The 16,981-nt window shown below is 66.1% G+C and carries 14 protein-coding genes; 10 read left to right on the top strand and 4 right to left on the bottom strand.

The genetic code is table 11. The annotated features are described in order from the left end of the window. Positions 1 to 9: 9 nt before the first annotated feature. Positions 10 to 708: a hypothetical protein gene (locus IE158_RS09115; protein WP_189643356.1), complete on the bottom strand. Its 699-nt coding sequence runs from the start codon at positions 706 to 708 to the stop codon at positions 10 to 12. A gap of 117 nt (positions 709 to 825) precedes the next feature. Here IE158_RS09115 and recG point away from each other — a divergent pair, with 117 nt between their 5' ends. Then, the gene (gene recG / locus IE158_RS09110) at positions 826 to 3,195 is read left to right on the top strand and encodes an ATP-dependent DNA helicase RecG (protein WP_189643355.1); all 2,370 of its coding nucleotides are present in this window, start codon (positions 826 to 828) and stop codon (positions 3,193 to 3,195) included. On the opposite strand, the gene IE158_RS09105 is transcribed toward recG, so the two are convergent. Next, positions 3,192 to 3,710, bottom strand: coding sequence for a hypothetical protein (locus IE158_RS09105; protein ID WP_189643354.1), 519 nt, complete (start codon positions 3,708 to 3,710; stop codon positions 3,192 to 3,194). The two genes, recG and IE158_RS09105, sit on opposite strands and share 4 nt — an antisense overlap. 134 nt (positions 3,711 to 3,844) lie before the next feature. After that, positions 3,845 to 5,299, bottom strand: a complete 1,455-nt coding sequence (gene nhaC, locus IE158_RS09100; protein WP_189643353.1) for a Na+/H+ antiporter NhaC — start codon at positions 5,297 to 5,299, stop codon at positions 3,845 to 3,847. A gap of 131 nt (positions 5,300 to 5,430) precedes the next feature. Between nhaC and IE158_RS09095 the strand changes: the two genes are divergently transcribed. The 9 genes from IE158_RS09095 to IE158_RS09055 all read left to right on the top strand — a co-directional run bounded on the left by IE158_RS09095 (position 5,431) and on the right by IE158_RS09055 (position 15,563). Further along, positions 5,431 to 6,507, top strand: coding sequence for a peptidoglycan DD-metalloendopeptidase family protein (locus tag IE158_RS09095; RefSeq protein ID WP_189643352.1), 1,077 nt, complete (start codon positions 5,431 to 5,433; stop codon positions 6,505 to 6,507). 41 nt (positions 6,508 to 6,548) lie between these two features. Next, on the top strand, positions 6,549 to 6,803 hold the full coding sequence (locus IE158_RS09090; protein WP_189643351.1) for a hypothetical protein: 255 nt from the start codon (positions 6,549 to 6,551) through the stop codon (positions 6,801 to 6,803). A 12-nt stretch (positions 6,804 to 6,815) separates the two neighbouring features. Beyond that, positions 6,816 to 7,205 carry a hypothetical protein gene (locus IE158_RS09085; protein WP_189643350.1) on the top strand — a complete coding sequence of 130 codons (390 nt, stop codon included), beginning with the start codon at positions 6,816 to 6,818 and terminating at the stop codon, positions 7,203 to 7,205. Between the two features lie 99 nt (positions 7,206 to 7,304). Next, entirely contained in the window at positions 7,305 to 8,336 is a 1,032-nt protein-coding gene (locus IE158_RS09080; RefSeq protein WP_189643349.1) for a DNA topoisomerase IB, read from the top strand. Then, positions 8,336 to 8,959, top strand: a complete 624-nt coding sequence (aat, locus tag IE158_RS09075) for a leucyl/phenylalanyl-tRNA--protein transferase (protein ID WP_189643348.1) — start codon at positions 8,336 to 8,338, stop codon at positions 8,957 to 8,959. The genes IE158_RS09080 and aat overlap by 1 nt, the downstream gene beginning before the upstream one ends. 81 nt (positions 8,960 to 9,040) lie before the next feature. Then, the gene (locus IE158_RS09070) at positions 9,041 to 10,978 is read left to right on the top strand and encodes a putative bifunctional diguanylate cyclase/phosphodiesterase (RefSeq protein WP_189643347.1); all 1,938 of its coding nucleotides are present in this window, start codon (positions 9,041 to 9,043) and stop codon (positions 10,976 to 10,978) included. 153 nt (positions 10,979 to 11,131) lie between these two features. Then, positions 11,132 to 11,791: a response regulator gene (locus IE158_RS09065; RefSeq protein ID WP_189643346.1), complete on the top strand. Its 660-nt coding sequence runs from the start codon at positions 11,132 to 11,134 to the stop codon at positions 11,789 to 11,791. Positions 11,792 to 11,795: 4 nt separating this feature from the next. Continuing rightward, entirely contained in the window at positions 11,796 to 14,687 is a 2,892-nt protein-coding gene (locus IE158_RS09060) for a GAF domain-containing sensor histidine kinase (RefSeq protein ID WP_189643345.1), read from the top strand. A gap of 24 nt (positions 14,688 to 14,711) precedes the next feature. Next, the gene (locus IE158_RS09055; protein WP_189643344.1) at positions 14,712 to 15,563 is read left to right on the top strand and encodes a phosphatase PAP2 family protein; all 852 of its coding nucleotides are present in this window, start codon (positions 14,712 to 14,714) and stop codon (positions 15,561 to 15,563) included. Positions 15,564 to 15,807: 244 nt separating this feature from the next. Here IE158_RS09055 and IE158_RS09050 read toward each other — a convergent pair whose 3' ends face one another. After that, positions 15,808 to 16,917 carry a DUF1517 domain-containing protein gene (locus IE158_RS09050; protein WP_229839028.1) on the bottom strand — a complete coding sequence of 370 codons (1,110 nt, stop codon included), beginning with the start codon at positions 16,915 to 16,917 and terminating at the stop codon, positions 15,808 to 15,810. Positions 16,918 to 16,981: the final 64 nt, after the last annotated feature.

The raw sequence follows: 16,981 nt of genomic DNA, 5'->3' as shown, positions 1-16,981 counted from the left end.
CCGGAAATTTCAGGCCCGCTCCCACTCGATCACGTGGCGGTGGCGGGCAAAGTATACGAACTGCGACAGCAGCAGCAGGGCATTGAACATCACCGCCGAGAGCAGTCGGCCCGAGAGGTCATACAGCTTGCCCACCGCCGTGTAGGGCCCGCTGGGCACCGTCAGCACCACGAACGACAGCGCCAAAGTCAGCACGCCCAGTGTCACGGTCAGGGGGTACTTGTTGTTCTCGTAAAAGTTGCGGGCCGCTCCGCCTCGCCGCCCCCGGACCCGGCCACTGGTCAGCTCGATGCGCTGGCTGTTTACGTCCAGGGCAATATTGACGCGGGTGCCCGCCCCTACCCGCAGGCCCGGTTCATTCACCATGCGGGCCGTGACGGCCTCGGCCTGTTGCTGCACCTCGGTCAGCTGCGTCCCGAAGATGCGCACCGTGACCAGCCGCCGGTCACGCGAGAGGTTGACCAGCGCCAGCACGGGGTGGCTGGACTGCGGCCAGCGGGCGAACACCAGTGCACCTTCGCGCACCTCGTCACGGTCCTCACGGCGCACCAGCTCAATGACCTCGGCTGCGCCCTGGCTGGGCGGGTCTTCAGGCAGATATTCCAGATACCAGCCGGTGAACATCTGCGCCCACAGTTCAATGTCCAGCGGGTCGTGGCCGCGCTCGACAGGAAAGGTGCAGATAGAGCGGAGAAACATCTGGGACATGGGTGGGGGCAGGCGAGCCAGGAAGAAGGCCACCGGTTCCGATTGTAACCGCCCACCAGTTTCGCCCTGGGCGCAGAGGCACCTTCGCCCCGCAGCGCATTTGCTAGCCTCGTGCGCGTGCCCACCGTTGCTGAACTTGCCGAACGCCTGAGCCGCCCGCTGACCCTGGAACTGAAATCCGGGTGCCAGAACCGGGCCGTGTCGGGCGGGCTCGAAGGGCTGCTGCGCGGGCCACTGGCGAACCCTTTTCCGCAGGTGCGCGAACTGCTGGACGGCTACGCGGGCTGGAGCCCCCCTGAGCGTGAGCAAGCGCTGGGACGGGCGCTGGAAACGCTGGCCGCCAAAGCAGCGAAAACCGCCCCGGCCCGGCAGCGTCCCCCTAGAGTGGCAGCCTCGAAGGTTACAGCGCAGGAAACGGTGCCCCCTGCCCCCACCGGAGAGCAGCTGCCTATGGACGCCCCCATTGAGCGGCTGGACAGCGGGCGCGGCGGCGAGCGCAAGCTGAAGGGCCTGGGCCTGCACCAACTTCGCGACCTGCTGCACTACTACCCCCACCGCCACGAGGACCGCCGGGCGCTGCCCTCGCTGATGAACGTGGACGAGGGCCAGAAAGTCACCGTGCAGGGCGTGGTGGTCAGCCGTTTCAAGCGCACGCCCAAGCCGCGCATGACCATTTTGGAAGCCACCCTGGAAACGGAAGGCGGCAACCGGGTCAAGGCGACCTGGTTCAATCAGCCCTGGATGGAGCGGCAACTGCGTGAAGGGGCCCGAGTCATCGTGACCGGGCGGGTCAAGAAGTTCGGGCGCACCGCCCAGCTGGCCGCCGAGCACCTAGAGAGCCTGGACAGTGCCGCAGATAGCCTCAGCACTGGCCGGATTGTGGGCGTATACGACGCCAAAGAGGGCATCAGCCAGGAATTCCTGCGGCGGGCGGCGTGGCGCGCGCTTCAGGCCGCACCGCTGGACGATTACCTTCCCGCTCACTGGCGGCGCGAGTACGGCCTGACCCCACTGGCCGACGCGCTTCAGGGCATCCATTTTCCTGCCGACGAGGCGCACCTGTCGCGGGCGATGGGCCGACTGCGCTTTGACGAATACCTGTTTCTGGAATTGCGGATGCTGCTGCAAGGTGAGGACGCCGTGCTGCAAGGCAAGCGCTTCGAGGCGCACCCGGAGGACATTGACCGCTTTGAGGGCGCACTGCCGTTCCGCTTTACGGGAGCGCAGCGGCGCGTGCTGGGCGAAATTGTGGAAGAAATGCGCTCGGACCGCCAGATGGCGCGGCTGGTGCAGGGCGACGTGGGCAGCGGCAAGACGGCGGTGGCGGCCTGCGCCCTCTATCTGGCCGTGCGCGACGGCTACCAGGGCGCGCTGATGGCCCCCACCGAAATCCTGGCGCGGCAGCACTATGCCAACCTCAGTGGCTATCTGGGGCCGCTGGACGTGCGGGTGGGCCTGCTGGTGGGTGCGATGACCCCCAAGCAGAAGCTGGAGATGCAGGGCCGCATCGCGCTGGGCGAGATAGACATCGTGGTGGGCACCCAGGCGCTGATTCAGGACAATGTGCAGTGGGACAATCTGGGCCTGGCCGTGATTGACGAAGAACACCGCTTTGGGGTGATGCAGCGCCGCCGCCTGCTGTCCAGCCGACCTGACGTGCTGGTGATGTCGGCCACGCCGATTCCCCGTTCGCTGGCGCTGACCGCTTACGGCGACTTGGAACTGAGCGTGATTGACGAACTGCCGCCAGGCCGCACACCCGTCGAAACCAAACTGATTCAGGACGGCTACCGCGCCCAGGCCTACGGCTTCGTGATGGGCCAGATTCGCCAGGGCCGCCAAGCATACGTGGTCACGGCATTGATCGAAGAAAATGAAAACTTGGAGCTGCTGGCCGCTACCGAGCTGGCCGAGAACCTCGCGGAGATGCTTCCTGAAGCCCGCATAGGGCTGCTGCACGGCAAGATGACTGCCGCCGAAAAGGATGAGGTGATGGACGCTTTCCGCGCCCACGAGTTCGACCTGTTGGTCAGCACCACCGTGATTGAAGTGGGCGTGGATGTGCCCAACGCCAGCGTGATGGTGATTGAGAACGCTGAGCGCTTTGGCCTCAGCCAGCTGCACCAGCTGCGCGGGCGGGTGGGGCGCGGCAGTGCCAAGAGCTACTGCGTGCTGATTGCCGGCGAAATGAGCAAAAAGACCGAGCAGCGGCTGCGGATTATCGAAGGCTCCACCGACGGCTTTGTGATTGCGGAAGCCGACCTGAAGTTGCGTGGCCCCGGCGAGATTCGTGGCACCCGCCAGAGCGGGATTCCTGACCTGCGCTTAGGCGACCTCGCCAACGACGCCGAAGTGATCGAACAGGCCCGCCGCCTCGCCAAGCACATTCTGTCCAACGACCCCCGGCTGGAGCATCCACGCCTGCAATACCTGAGAAGCGAGCTGCAAAACCGCAGCCAGAGTGTGGCGTTCAGGGAAGTGATTTAGAGCGGTAGCGATTTGGACTGGCCCAGACCGCCGCTGTACGCCAGCAGGATAAACCCGGCGGCCACTGCGCCCGCCGCCGGTCCCCAGGGCAGGCCCAGCGCCGTCAGCCCCACGCCCAGCAGGGCCGCAGCCACCAAGCCAGCCGCCACACTGCGGAAGATGGGCGCACTGAAGGCCGACGCGAACGGAAAAAAGTGCAGCCCTACCACCAGCACGACCCAGGAGAGGATGTACTCCACGTGCCCAGACAGGCTCAGCGCCCTCGCTCCCAGCGGGAAGGCCAGCACCATCAGGCCCACACTGAGCATGTACATACGCCAGCTGCGAGCATCCGGGCGGCGGCCCGAGGGGAAAGTGCCGGGCCGAGTCAGACGGAGCAGCGCCCAGGCAAAAGCCAGTACACCCAGCCCACGCAGGAGCCAGGGCCAGACGCTGGGAAGGCTGCCTGCATTGAGCAATACAAAAGCCAGGCCGCCGATGGCCGACACCAGCGCGCCCAGATGTTTGCCGTTCATAGGGCAAGTGTCGCACAGGGACGGGCAAAGAGCGCTAGAGGGACACAGTCTCAGCGGCGGCCACAAAAAAAGCGCCGCTCCATCTGGAAGCGGGCGCTTGTCCCAGCCACAGTTCTTGGGCCGTAGCAGTGGGCTTAGAGGACTACCGACTGACCATCCTGCGCAAACTCGCGCTTGTATTTTTCGACCTCGGCGTCGGTCAGGTACGTGATAAAGCTGCCCGTCAGGCCGTACAAGATACCGATGATGGGCACTACGTAGTTCAGCACGGCATAAGGCGCGTATTCCCAGGCCGAGATGCCCAGCGCGCCCAGCGCAAACACGCCACAGGTATTCCACGGCACCAGCACACTGGTGAGCGTGCCGCCATCTTCCAGCGAGCGCGAGAGGTTCTTGGGGGCCAGGCCGCGTTCCACGAAGCCACGCACGTACATGCGCGCGGGCACCACCAGCGAGACATACTGCTCCGCGCAGGCCACATTGATGACGATGGCCGAGGAAATCGCGGCGGCAATCAGGCTGCCGGTGCTGCGCGCCACCGACAGAATGCGCTGCACAATCGCCCGCAGCATGCCGGAATACTCCAGAATGCCGCCGAAGGTCATGGCAATCAGCACCAGGGAGACGGTGTACATCATCCCTTGCAGGCCGCCACGGGTGAACAGGTTGTCCAGCGTTTCGTTGCCACTTTCCAGCACGTAGCCGTTTTGCAGAGTGCTCAGCGCGTCGGTCAGGCTCTCCCCCTGCACGACCACCTGACAGGCCAGCCCCACCAGGATGGACACCACCAGCGCGGGCATGGCGGGCATGCGGCGCAGCACCAGCACGATCAGCAGAACTGGCACCAGCAGCAGCCAGGGCGACACGGTAAATGCCTGGGCCACCCCCGCCTGCGTGGCGGCAATTTCTGCCAGGTCAGCGTTTTGCCCAGTCGAGCGGCCCAGATACAGATAGACGCCCAGCGCAATCAGCAGGCCCGGCACCGTGGTGTAGACCATGTGGCGAATATGCTCGAACAAGTCGGTATGGGTCAGGCCCGAAGCCAAGATGGTGGTGTCACTGAGCGGCGACATTTTGTCTCCGAAGTAGGCCCCCGACACCACTGCGCCTGCCACCATCGGCAAAGGGACGTTGAGCGCCGTGCCGATGCCCATGCAGGCCACACCCACCGTGCCCATGGTGGACCACGAACTGCCGATAGCGAGCGCGACCACAGCGCACAGCAGGCAACTCGCTGCCAGAAAAAAGGCCGGGCTGATGATGTTCAGACCGTAATAAATCATGGTGGCGACCACGCCACCGCCAATCCAGGAACCGATCACCATTCCGATCAGCATGATGATGAGCACCGCAGGCAGTGCCAGGCGAATGCCCTGATACATCATGTGTTCCAGGTCATCCCAGGCAAACCCGTGTCGCCAGGCCACCAGCCCGGCAATCACGGTGCCCAGCACCAGCGGAAGGTGCGCGTCCACGCCCAGCACAATCACGCCTATTCCCATCGCCAGCATCATCAGCAACAGTGGCACCAGCGCCCAGCCGAAACTGATCTGGGGCGGCGGACTCAAAACTTGTGGATTTTCTGACATTTGCTTCCCTCTCAGACAAATTGAGCACCAAAACACTATCAAATGATTCCCTTGACGGCGAATGACTTGACAGGCCCACCAACCATAACACCGTCAGCCTGCCTTCATCCCCAGCCGGTACACTGGGCCGCATGAAACGAGCCGCTGCCCTCACTGCCCTGCTGCTGTTCTCTCCTGCGCTGGCCGCCAGCTATACAGTGCAGCCGGGTGACACCCTATGGCGAATTGCCCAGGCGAACGGAACCACGGTGACTGCGCTCCAGACTGCCAATGGGCTCAGCGGCAGTGCGCTCAGCGTGGGCCAGGTGCTTCAGCTGCCCGGCACTGCCGCAGCCACACCCGTGTCCCCAGCAGCCCCTAACCCAGCAAGCAGCACGGCAACCAGCCCCACATCAGGGGCCAGCCTGCCCGGTGTGCAGGTCCAGGCCCCAGCCCGCGTCAAGGAAGGCGACGCTTTCGTCCTGCGGCTGAGCGGTCAGAACGCTGGGCGGGTGCGGGTCCGCTTTCCTTCCGAGCTGGATGAAGACGTGCGCCGCCCCAACGAGTGGCTCAGCCCCGTGCAGGTGGGCGGGCAGTGGGCCGTGCTGGGCCGGGTGGTGCTGGGTCAGAGCGCTCCAGTGCGCTTCGAAGTGGAGCTGGACGGCCAGAGCAGCGCCGGGCAAGTGCCGGTAGGACCGCTGGGCCAGCCGGTGCAGAACCTGAACATGCCCGCCAGCATCGCCGCCGTGCTGCAAGACCCCCGCCGCGCCGAAGAAACTGCCGCCGTGGAAAAAGCCTACGAGCTGCGGGGCGCACCCATGTGGACCGAGCCTTTTGCGAATGCCATTGCGAACGGGCGGCGGTCTTCGGGCTTCGGGCAACCCCGGCGTGAGCGGGCCGGAGCCAAAATCAACTACCACTACGGCATGGACTACTCGGCCCCCAAAGGCACCCGCGTGCAGGCCGTGAACCTGGGCCGGGTGGTGCTGGCGGCCAATTACCCAGTGCGCGGCGGCCTGGTGGTGCTTGACCACGGCGCAGGGCTGCTGAGCCTTTACTTTCACCTGTCCAAAATCGACGTGAAGCCGGGCCAGAGCGTGAGCCGGGGCCAGAAAATCGGCGAGGTCGGCTCCACCGGCTACTCCACCGGGCCGCACCTGCACCTGGAAATGCGCCTGCGCGGCGAGGCGGTGGACCCGGCCCGCTGGGTGGGGAATCTGTTGCCCTAAGCGGATGACGGTTTGGGCTTATGGCCCATACACTGTCTCCCATGTCTGCCCAACAACATTCGCTGGACGTGCGGGGTTACCGGGACGACGCCCTAGAGTACGTTTATCAGCAGCAGGAGACACCAACCGGCAAGCTGGGGCTGCTGCTGCCAGGCATGGGCTACGGCCTGGAGCAGCCCGGCCTGAAGTACGCCACCTCTGTGCTGGACGAGCTGGGTTTCGATACTTTCGGCCTGGAAACGCGCTACCACACCCCAGCCTTTGCGGACGCCCCAGCGGATGAGGCTGCACGCTAGCTCAAGGCAGACGTGCTGGCTGCTTACCGTGCCGCTCAGACCGCCCGAGCGTCCGCTGAGGTCTGTATCGTTGGCAAGTCCCTGGGCACGCTGGGAATACACCTGCTGCTCAGCCAAGAAGCATTGCCGGGAGCGCGCCTGGTGTGGCTTACGCCCCTGCTGGGGCGCCCAGAAGTCCAGGCACGCATCCTGGAGCGGGCGGCAACTTTACTGGTGGTCATCGGCACGCTGGATCCCCATTTCAGTTCCGATAGAGTCCAGGAACTTCGCAGCGCCGGAGCAGAGCTGCTGGTTCTGGAAGGCGCCCACCATAACTTGATGGTTCAGGGCGATACCGTCGCTTCACTTCGGCATCTGTGCCGGGTGATGCAGGCCATTCGGGACTTTGCGGCCTCAGTGTGAGGAAGCGACGTTCAGGGCGAGGCGCACTCACTTCTCCCAACCCCAGCTCAAGGCCCCAACCCTCGCAGCGGCGGGGGTTTTTGTTTAGCTTGAATGCATATGCCCAGCCGCACCGAAGCCCTACAAGACGAATATCTGCGCCGCGAGGGCCAGGAGCCGGGCAAGTTCCGGTACTTTTATCCAGATGGAAGGCGCTACACCGACCCCACCGGCCTGGAACGCATCGCGGCGCTGGCGGTGCCGCCCGGCTATCAGAAGGTCTACGTGTCGCCCGACGCCGACGCCGAGTTGCAGGCCTTCGGTCGCGACGCGGCGGGGCGCTTGCAGTACCGCTACCACAATGATTTCGTGCAGGGCCGGGCGCTCAAAAAGTGGCAGCGGCTTTCGCGTTTCGCGGGTACGCTGGCAGACCTCAGGGCGCTGACCACCGCTGACCTGCGCCGCGCCGAACTGCCCCCGCGCAAGGTGCTCGCACTGATGACCCGGCTGCTGCATGTGGCCCACTTCCGGGTGGGCAGCGACGCCTATGCCCGCGCCCACAAGACCTACGGCCTCAGCACGCTGCGCCAGCGGCATGTGACGGTCACCGGCAACACCGTGACCTTCAAGTTCAAGGGCAAGCATGGCATTCAGCAGAGCAAGGCACTGGTGGACCGCACAGTGGCGGGCAACATCGAAAAGCTGCTGGAATTGCCGGGGCCGCACCTGTTCCAGACCCTGGAAGAGGGCACGCGCCGCCGCGTCAAGGCTGCCGAGCTGAATGCCTACCTGCGCGAGCAAATCGGGCCTTTTACGGCCAAGGACTTCCGCACCTGGGGCGGCACACTGCTGGCCGCTGAGTTCCTGGCCGAGTCCGGGGCTGCAGATACCGAGCGCACGACCAAAAAGGTGCTGGTGGAGTGCGTGCAGACGGTGGCCGAGGACTTGGGCAACACCCCCGCCGTGACCCGCGCCCACTACATTTGCCCGGTTATCTTTGACCGCTACCTGGAAGGCAAGGTGCTGGACGACTACGAGCCGCGTGCGGGCCGCACCCCAGCGGCGCTGGAAGGGCTGACCCGCTCCGAGCAGGCCCTCAAGCGGATGCTGGACTCGGAAAAAGCCATTCGCACGCGGACACGGCGCGCCTGATGCCGAATGCCCTTCACTTTCTGAACCACCCCGACGCTGTGGTGTCGGCGGTGGCTGCTGGCTACGCGCAGGGTGGCTTTCTGATGGACATGGACGCTGGGCCGCAGTGGTACACCGTGGACACCCGCGCCCTGGTGCCGCTGACCGAGGAAGCCGGTCTGCACGTGCCCCGGCGGCTGCGGCGCACCCTGGGCCGCTTCGAGGTGCGCCGCAACGCGGCTTACCGCGAGGTACTCGAAGGCTGCCGGGGCCGGCTGCCGGGCAGCCCGGAGCGGGAGGACGGCGAGTGGATCAGTGACGAAATGGTCGAGCTATACGAACACCTGCACGCGGCAGGCCTGGCCCATTCTTTCGAGGTGTGGCAAGGCGGCGAGCTGGCCGGCGGTGTGATGGGGATTGCGCTGGGCGGGGTGTTCTTTGCCGAGAGCAAGTTCCACCGCGTCACCGACGCTTCCAAAGTGGCGCTGGTGCGGCTGGCCGAGCATCTGCACGCTCAGGGCTTTACCGTGCTGGACGCCCAGATTCAGAACGACCACATTGCCCGCCTGGGCGTATACGAAACCGGACATGAAGACTTTGCCAAGCTCCTGCCTGCAGCCCTGGCCCTGGATGTCAGTTTCTGAGCGCCGCGCCAGTCCCTGGCCTCCCATGCCCGGGCCCCCTGTGAGGGTTGGGTCATTAGGGGATTCCTAGAGTGGTGGCCGATGGACAAGCGCCGCCTCTCCGTTACGCTGCCAGACTCTACGGAGCTGGATGCCCCTGACTTGTCACGGGGATGGCAACAGCTGATGATTCAGGGCGCACTGACCGTCATGGTTTCTGCGCTGGCAGCGGTGCTCTGGAGCACAGGCGATGCCTGGGACCGCCAGATAGACCAGCCCATGTACGGCCTGCTGACGGCCATCATGCTGATTGGCATTGCGGTGAGCCGCCGGGACAACGTACCGCTGATGGTGCTGACCTGGTTCCTGTTGCAACTGTCCTCGCTCTGGCTCCTGCTCAAGCTGACCTTGCTGCTCAGCATCAACTCTGATTCAGAGGTGTTCCTGCGGGAGATGAATGAAAGCATCCTGTGGCTCCCGATCCTGCTGGTGTGGAGCATGCTGGTTATGGCGAATTCTTCAGAGCAAAAATCCTGGCCTGCCACAGTGCTGGCCGCAGTCACCGGAATCAGCCTCCTGGGCGGTGCTTACTGGACAGCACAGACCGGCTGGAATTCTGCCATAGCGACCAGCCTCAGCCAACTGTTGCTGGCTTCTTTCCTGGCTTATTCGGGGATGAAGTATTTCAGCCAGCGAGTGCAGCGGCTCCGTTTCCAAGAAGGCGAGCGCGAAGCCCTGACACGGATGGCCTACCATGACCTGCTGACCGGTCTGCCCAACCGGCGCAGCTTAGAAGAGCAGCTGAGGGACATGACGGCTGAAGACAGCCCACCTTTCGCCCTGCTGTTTATTGACGTGGACTCGTTCAAAGTCATCAACGACACCATGGGGCATGATCAGGGTGATCTGCTGCTCCAGACTGTGGCGCGGACGTTCACCACGGCGGTTCCGCCTGCAAAAGCTTTTCGCCTCAGCGGCGACGAATTTGTGGTGCTTCTCCCCAGCGCCGACGGCCCCCAGGCAGAGCAGCTGGCCTGTCAGTTTCAGCGCGATATCGCTGCGCGCGGCGACCTGGAACTGGGCCTGAGCATCAGCATCAGTATTGGGATCAGCTGCTTTCCGGAAGACGGGACCACAGCCCAGGAGTTGCTGCGCCACGCCGACAGCGCCATGTACACCGTCAAACGGGAAGGGCGCGGGCAGATCAAGCCCTACCGGGCGGAGCAGGATCAGGCGTCCGAACGCTTTCAGCACATCGCCAGGGCCATTGGGCAATCGTGTGATCCAGACTGCGAAGGCTTCTCGCTGCTGTACCAGCCCATCTACGATCTGCGGACCGGGCGCATCGTCAAAGCCGAGACATTGGTGCGCTGGGACCATCCAGAGCTGGGGCACCTCTCCCCAACCGAATTTATTCCGGTGGCCGAACGAACCGGTCAGATTGCCCGCCTGGGGCTGTGGGTACTTGAGGAGGCCTGCCGCGAAGCCCTGCACTGGCCAGCAGGCATCAAGGTGAGTGTGAATGTGAGCGCCTATCAGTTGGCCCGCAGCGGGTTTGCCGAGCAGGTCCAAGACGTGCTGGAGCGCAGCGGGCTGAGCAGCCATGCCCTGGAACTGGAGCTGACCGAAACCGCGCAAATCTACGGCGACGCTCAACTGGAACAGAATCTAGCTGAGCTTGACCGCATGGGGGTTCACCTGAGCCTGGACGATTTCGGTGCTGGCTACGCCAACCTGTCGCGGCTGCGTTCGCTGCGGTTTGCAGGCATCAAGCTGGACCGTTCCCTGACCGAGTACCTACCCGAAGGGGACGAATTCTGCCACCTGATTACCGAATCGGTCAGTGCGGTGGCCTACCACTACAGCCTGGACCTGACCGCCGAGGGCCTGGAAACCCAGGAACACATTGATCTGGTGTATGCGCTGGGCTGCCCCCTGGGTCAGGGCTACGCGCTCTCTCCGCCCCTGGCGGCCCCGGACCTGCGGGCACTGTTTACCCAGCCTCCGCGCCAGCTGGTTCCTGTAGCTACACAAGTCTGAACCACAAAGCCAGTGACTTTGAGCGGGGTGACCCGCGTTCCTCCGGTCCGCTGCTGCCATCTGCCGGCAGCTTGCACAGCCCATAGCCCCCAACTGCACAGCCACATGGCCCCCAACTGCACAGCACCTGACCCAGCCTCTACACTTGAACCCATGCAAGCCCCCATCACTCTGCTGCTGGCCGACGACCACCCGGTGGTGCGAAAAGGCACCCGCGAACTGCTGGAGGCAGAAGCGGACCTGCGTGTCCTGGGAGAAGCCAGCAGCGGCAGCGAAGTGGTGGCACTGACGCGGGAGCTGCGCCCCGACATCGTCCTGATGGATATGTCCATGCCCGACATGACCGGCGTAGAGGCCACGCGCCGCATCAAGGCGGAGCAGGGCCGCATCTCGGTGCTGGTCCTGAGCAGTTATGACGACGACGCCTACGTGTTTGCTGCGCTGGAAGCGGGCGCGGCGGGGTACCTGCTCAAGGAAGCCAGTGAAGAAGAACTGCTGCGGGCCGTACGCGCGGTGGCGGCGGGCGAAAGCGTGCTGCACCCCAGCATCGCCCGCAAGGTGATGGCCCGCTTCAGCGCGCAGGCCCCCGCCGAGATAGACCTGACCGAGGACCTCAGCCCCCGCGAGCTGGAAGTGCTGCGGGCCGCCGCGCAGGGCGGCAGCAACAAGGAGATTGCCCGCACCCTGAGCATCTCGCCGCGCACCGTGCAGGTCCACCTGGGCAACGTCTTTTCCAAGTTGAATGTCGGCAGCCGCACCGAAGCCGTGCTGGCCGGAATTCGCCGGGGCTGGATCGATCCCCGCGAACTGTAGGGCTATGGCGGGACCTGCTGTGGGCTCCGGCCCTCCCCTGCCGACGGGCCTGCTGGAACAGGTCAGCGTCGCAGCGTTCGCCCAGGCGTTGGCCGAGTGGGCCTGTGACTGGGCCGGAGCGCACGGAGCCGCCGTCTGGATTCAGGGGCAGAAGGGAATGGAACGGCGCGCCGAGAGCGGGCGGGGGCTGGCTCTGGCAGGCGGTCAGCTGGTGCGCCCCGACCTGAGTGGCCCACAAGAAGAAGGACTGCTGTGCACCCTGCCGTTCGGACTGCCGCCTTACGCCTCTGGCGTGCTGGAAGTGGTGGCGGGGCGGCCCGGTTTGGCGCTGGAGTGGCCCGCGCTGAAGGACACGCTGGGGCTGGCCCTGGAAGCCACCCGCTCACGCGAGCGCCAAGCCGGACGCGGACGGGTGGCCGCCGCCGTGGGCCGCTTGACCCGCCGCACCCACGGCAGCCTGGACCACGAGCAGATTCTGAGTGCCGTGGCCGAGGTGGCCGCGCAGGCGCTGGGCTTCCAGCGGGCTTTTGCGGGATTGCTGGCGGCGGCCCCCGGTGAGCAGGGTTACGTGCCACTTCAGGAGATTTGGAGCACCGGGTTCGGAGAGGAAGCACCCCGCCAGATTGGGGTAGGGCCGGTCACCTACGCGGCCCTGCTGGAGCGCGGCGAGGTCATCCGTTACCGCGCCGCCCAGGACGCCGACACACCGCTAGGCCGCAGCCTGGCCGAACTGAATCCGCAGGTGGCGCTTCTGGCTCCGCTGCGGGTACGCGGCGAACCGCTGGGCCTGCTGTATGCCGATTCCGACGTGGACCGCCTCTCGGCGGGCGACGAAGCGCTGCTGCTGGAATTGGCCGAGCAGGCCGGTCTGGCCCTGGGCAGCGCCCGGCGCTTTGCCGCCGAAACCCGCCAGCGCCAGGGCGAAAGCGTGCTGCGCGAGCTGGGCCTGGCACTGGGCGGGAGCCTGCGCCTGAGCGACACACTGACCGAGCTGCTGTCGCGCACCGCCACACAGTTTGGGGCAGATGCAGCTGCGCTCTACACGCCTCAGCCGGGCGGGCGCACCCTGGGCATCCACTCGGCCCTGAATCTGCCCAGCGACTGGGTGCTGCGGGTGCGGGTCCGCCCCGGCAGCGGCCTGAGCGGGCAGGTGTTCGCCTCGGGCATGCGGGCTGAGTGCCGCGACTTTCCGGCCTCGGGCCTGAGCGGAGGCAGCCGCTACACCCGCAACCTGCTATCGGCGGGCGAGTATCCCTTCCGGGGCGTGCTGGCCCTGCCGCTCACCACCCGCCGGGGACCATTTGGCGTACTGACGCTGTACTACCACGCCCCTTTGCCGCTTGACGACACCGACCTGAAGCTGGCCGACGCGCTGAGCGCACAGGCCGCACTCGCCATCGAAAACGCCCTGCTGTACGGTGAAGGCCAGGAACGTGAGCGGGAAGCGGCCACCCTGCTGCACATTTCCCAGCGGCTGGAACATGACCTGACCCGCCACGACCTGGAGCGGCTGCTGGGCACCCTGCTGCCCGCCCTGCACGCCGGACGCGGGCTGCTGTGGGTTGATGGCGTGGGGGCCGCCGCGCTGGGCTTGCCGCTCCCCCCAGCCACCGAGCTGACCGAGCTGGCCGGACAACTGGGGCGTGGGCCCCGGCCACTCCCGCGCCGCTGGGTACAACCGGGCGCGGGCAGTGCTCTCCTTGCGCCGATTCGGCTGGGCCAGGACGTGCTGGGACTGCTGTACGCCGACGACCCCGGACAGGACCCGCCTCCGCAGGCCACCCTCCGTCTGGCCCGCCGCCTGTGTGACCACCTGGCAGACCGCCTAAGCCGCCAGCGGCTGGCTGGAGCGCTGGCCCGCTCGGAAGCGGGCTACCGCCAACTGGCCGAAAGCAGCCCCGACCTGATCCTGACCACAGACCCAGCAGGACAGATTCTGTACGCGAATCCCGCCGCCCGCGCCCTGCTCATGGGACATCCGCAGGCGGACTTGCCCCCAGCCCAGGGCCTGAGCGCCTGGGTTGACCCCGAGGGCCTGGACCACTGGACGGCGCTCTGGCGGCAGGTTCAGGGCCTGCGTCCCGGTCAGCCCCCGGTGCGCGCCGAGGCCACGCTGGCTGACCGGCGCTTGGAGTTGCAGTTGGGGCCGCTGTCAGGCAGTCAGGGCGGCCTCCTGGTGATGGGCCGCGACCTCAGCGAGCAGTACCGCCTGCTGGGGCAAATCTCACAGCGTGGGCAGGAACTGGCTGCCGCCTCGGCCCGCCGCGACGAGCTGCGGACTTTTCTGGCGCTGTTCACCCAGGCCCAGGAAGAAGAGCGCCGCCGCATCTCCCGCGAGCTGCACGACGAAACCGCGCAGCTCTTGGTGGCGGCCCGCCGCCGGTTGCTGCGGCTGGAAAAGCAGGCTCCGCAGGCCGCCGCCGACATCCTCTCACTGGCAGGCGAACTGAGCGACATTGCCGCTGGGGTGCGCCGCTTTGCCCGGCACCTGCGCCCCAGCGTGCTGGATGACCTGGGCCTGCTTCCTGCTCTGGAATGGCTCTGCTCGCAGGCCCGCACCCCGGCGCGGCTGGAAATCAGCGGCGAGGAGGTGCACCTGAGCCCCACCCTGGAAGTCACGCTGTTTCGGCTGGTCGGCGAGGCCCTGGCGAACGTGGACAAGCACGCCCACGCTCATTCGGCGGCGGTTCGGGTCACCTTCGGAGCACAGGACCTCCACACCACCATCAGCGACGACGGCCAGGGCTTTGACCCAGCCGGGGCGGCGGCCCTGGCCGCGCAGGGGCATCTGGGGCTGCTCGGTCTGCGCGAACGCGCCCAGCTGGCCGGGGGCCGCCTGGAGCTGGACAGCCGCCCGGGTGAAGGCACCCAGGTTCACATCTGGCTGCCCCTCTGACCCCAGGAGTCTAGACTGCGGCCCATGCCCCCCGAACTCTGGCTGGCCATCACCAACCTGGGCCGCGACGAAGTCTTTATTGCCGTGCTGGCGCTGTATACCTGGCTGATCAGCCCTCAGCGGGCGCGGCAGTTGGGCGTGGCGTTTGCGCTGTCGTATCTGGTCAACTCGGCGCTGAAATACTCGCTGGACCTGCCCCGGCCCTTTGCAGCCGACCCCGCAGCTGCGGCCAGCGAGGCGGCGCGGGCCACAGCAGGCGGGCCCAGCTTTCCCAGTGGGCACGCGCAGCTCGGCAGCACCCTGTGGCTGGGCATGGCGGCGCAGCTGCGGCGTCCCTCTTTCTGGGTGGTGGCCGCGCTGCTCGCGGGCCTGATCGCTTACTCGCGGATCGCCCTGGGCGTCCACTACCCCGCCGATGTGCTGGCCGGTGTGGGCTTGGGCCTGGGCTTCGCCGCGCTGGCCGGAACAAGCCGGTGGGCCCTGCCCACGCAGAGCCTGTGGCGCTGGGGAGTTCCGGCAGCGCTGCTGCTGGCCTGCACACTGATTCCAGCCGGCACCCCCCGCGAACTCCCCGCTGGCCTGGGGATGCTGGCCGGATTCTGGGCGCTGCGCCCTGACTACACGCCGCCCCGCACCTGGACCGGACGCGCCGCCGTCGCCCTGCTGGGCCTGGCGCTGGTCATGGGCCTGTATCTGGCGCTGTCGGCCCTGCTGCCTGACTCCTGGAAAGCCCTGGCCGCAGTCACCGCCCTGCGCTACGCCGCGCTGGTCCTGTTTGCTGGGGTGGCCGTGCCCCGCCTGCTGAGGCGCTGGCTGCCGCTGGATGTCTCTCTTGCCACTGAGCAGACTCCGGTTCAGACCCACCCCCCGATTTAGACTCAGACACGTAGACCCAGAGACGCAGACCCAGACACGTAAAATTCAGGCGCGCTGCCAACCTGCAAACGCCTTATCTAAAGCAATCCTTCCGGCAAGTGAACCGCCCCCACCTTGACACACAGGACGGACACCAAGACTGCGCAAGGAGCCGTTCGCCGCCCGGCGTTGTCTGGAGAAGCCCCGAAGTGACAAAGAGGTCCAGGCCGTCCATCGCCCAGACCTCCCCACCAAAGCACGCAGTCTAGATCTTGCTCAACTCACCGTATTTCATGATGGTTTCGTCTTCGCTGAGGAATTCGCCCTCGGCATCAGGACTCCAGATGACCTCGCCGCGAATCAGGGTACGCCCACTCACCCCACTGATGCCCTGCAGAACCGTCTCGATTTCGCGGGCACTGGGCATCTCGGTCTGACCCAGTGCAGGGAAAGCGTGCGCAGCCACCGCAATCGTGATCACCAAGTACAGGTCACCCGGGTCTTTTTCATACTGATAGTCACCGACTTGCTCGTAGGCCGAACTTTCAGCGTTGTTCTGGTAGTGACTGGTGGTCTGCCGAACAAAGGCGGCGCGTGCCTGGGTGGCCCAGGCTCCCACCTGACCCTCAGTCTGCTGAGGGCCGCCGCCCGCCACCTGCACGCGGCCATAGGTCCAGCGGGCCCGCTGACGCAGCAGCACCACAGCCGCTTCCTGAATCATGCGGGCCAGGCCCTCATCGGTGTCGGGGTCGCCATGACGCGCCACTTCCTGAAGCGCCGCTTTGACCTCATCACCGTGGGTCAGGGCCACCTGTACCAGCACGGCGCGCGCACCTGTGTCCTCCATGCCGCCCCCGGCCAGGCCACGGGAGCCCCCACCCATGGCCCGGCGCATGGAGCCCATCACCATGACCATCACCGCGCCGAACAGCATCAGGCCCAGGATGCCGCCGCCCCCACCGCCGCCACCGACGATGATCGGTCCACCCATCGGCACCGGAAAGAACCCGCCGCCACCGCTATAGCCTCCACCTGAATAACCGCCGCCGCTATAGCCGCCGCCAGAGTAGCCACCACCACTGTATCCACCGCCGGAAGAACCGCCACGGGTGCTGCCTCCAAACCCCCCGCCCGACTGCGCCTGCACCGTACCCAAGTGCACCGCGCCCAAGTGCACTGTGCCCAAGCTGGCGGGCAGGACAGGAATCAAGCCCAGCAGGGCAGCCAGGCTCACCGCAGCCAGGCGGCGGCCAAACCTGCTCGTGCTGATGCGTGGGCTGCGCTGCCCCTCTGGAGCCAATACTTCCTTTGCCTGTGCTGTGCGGGCCAGCGCTGCGTGGGCCGTTGCCCTGCGGGTCTTTGCCTTACGTGCCATATCCTGCCCAGTCTAGGGGCTGGCAGACTCAGGGCCCTGAGAAGACAAGTCCAGCTAAAGGCCC

This window comes from Deinococcus piscis, assembly GCF_014653275.1.
Lineage (GTDB): Bacteria > Deinococcota > Deinococci > Deinococcales > Deinococcaceae > Deinococcus > Deinococcus piscis.
The sequence above is the reverse complement of the archived record's forward strand: the minus strand, read 5'-3'. Positions and strand labels throughout refer to the sequence as shown.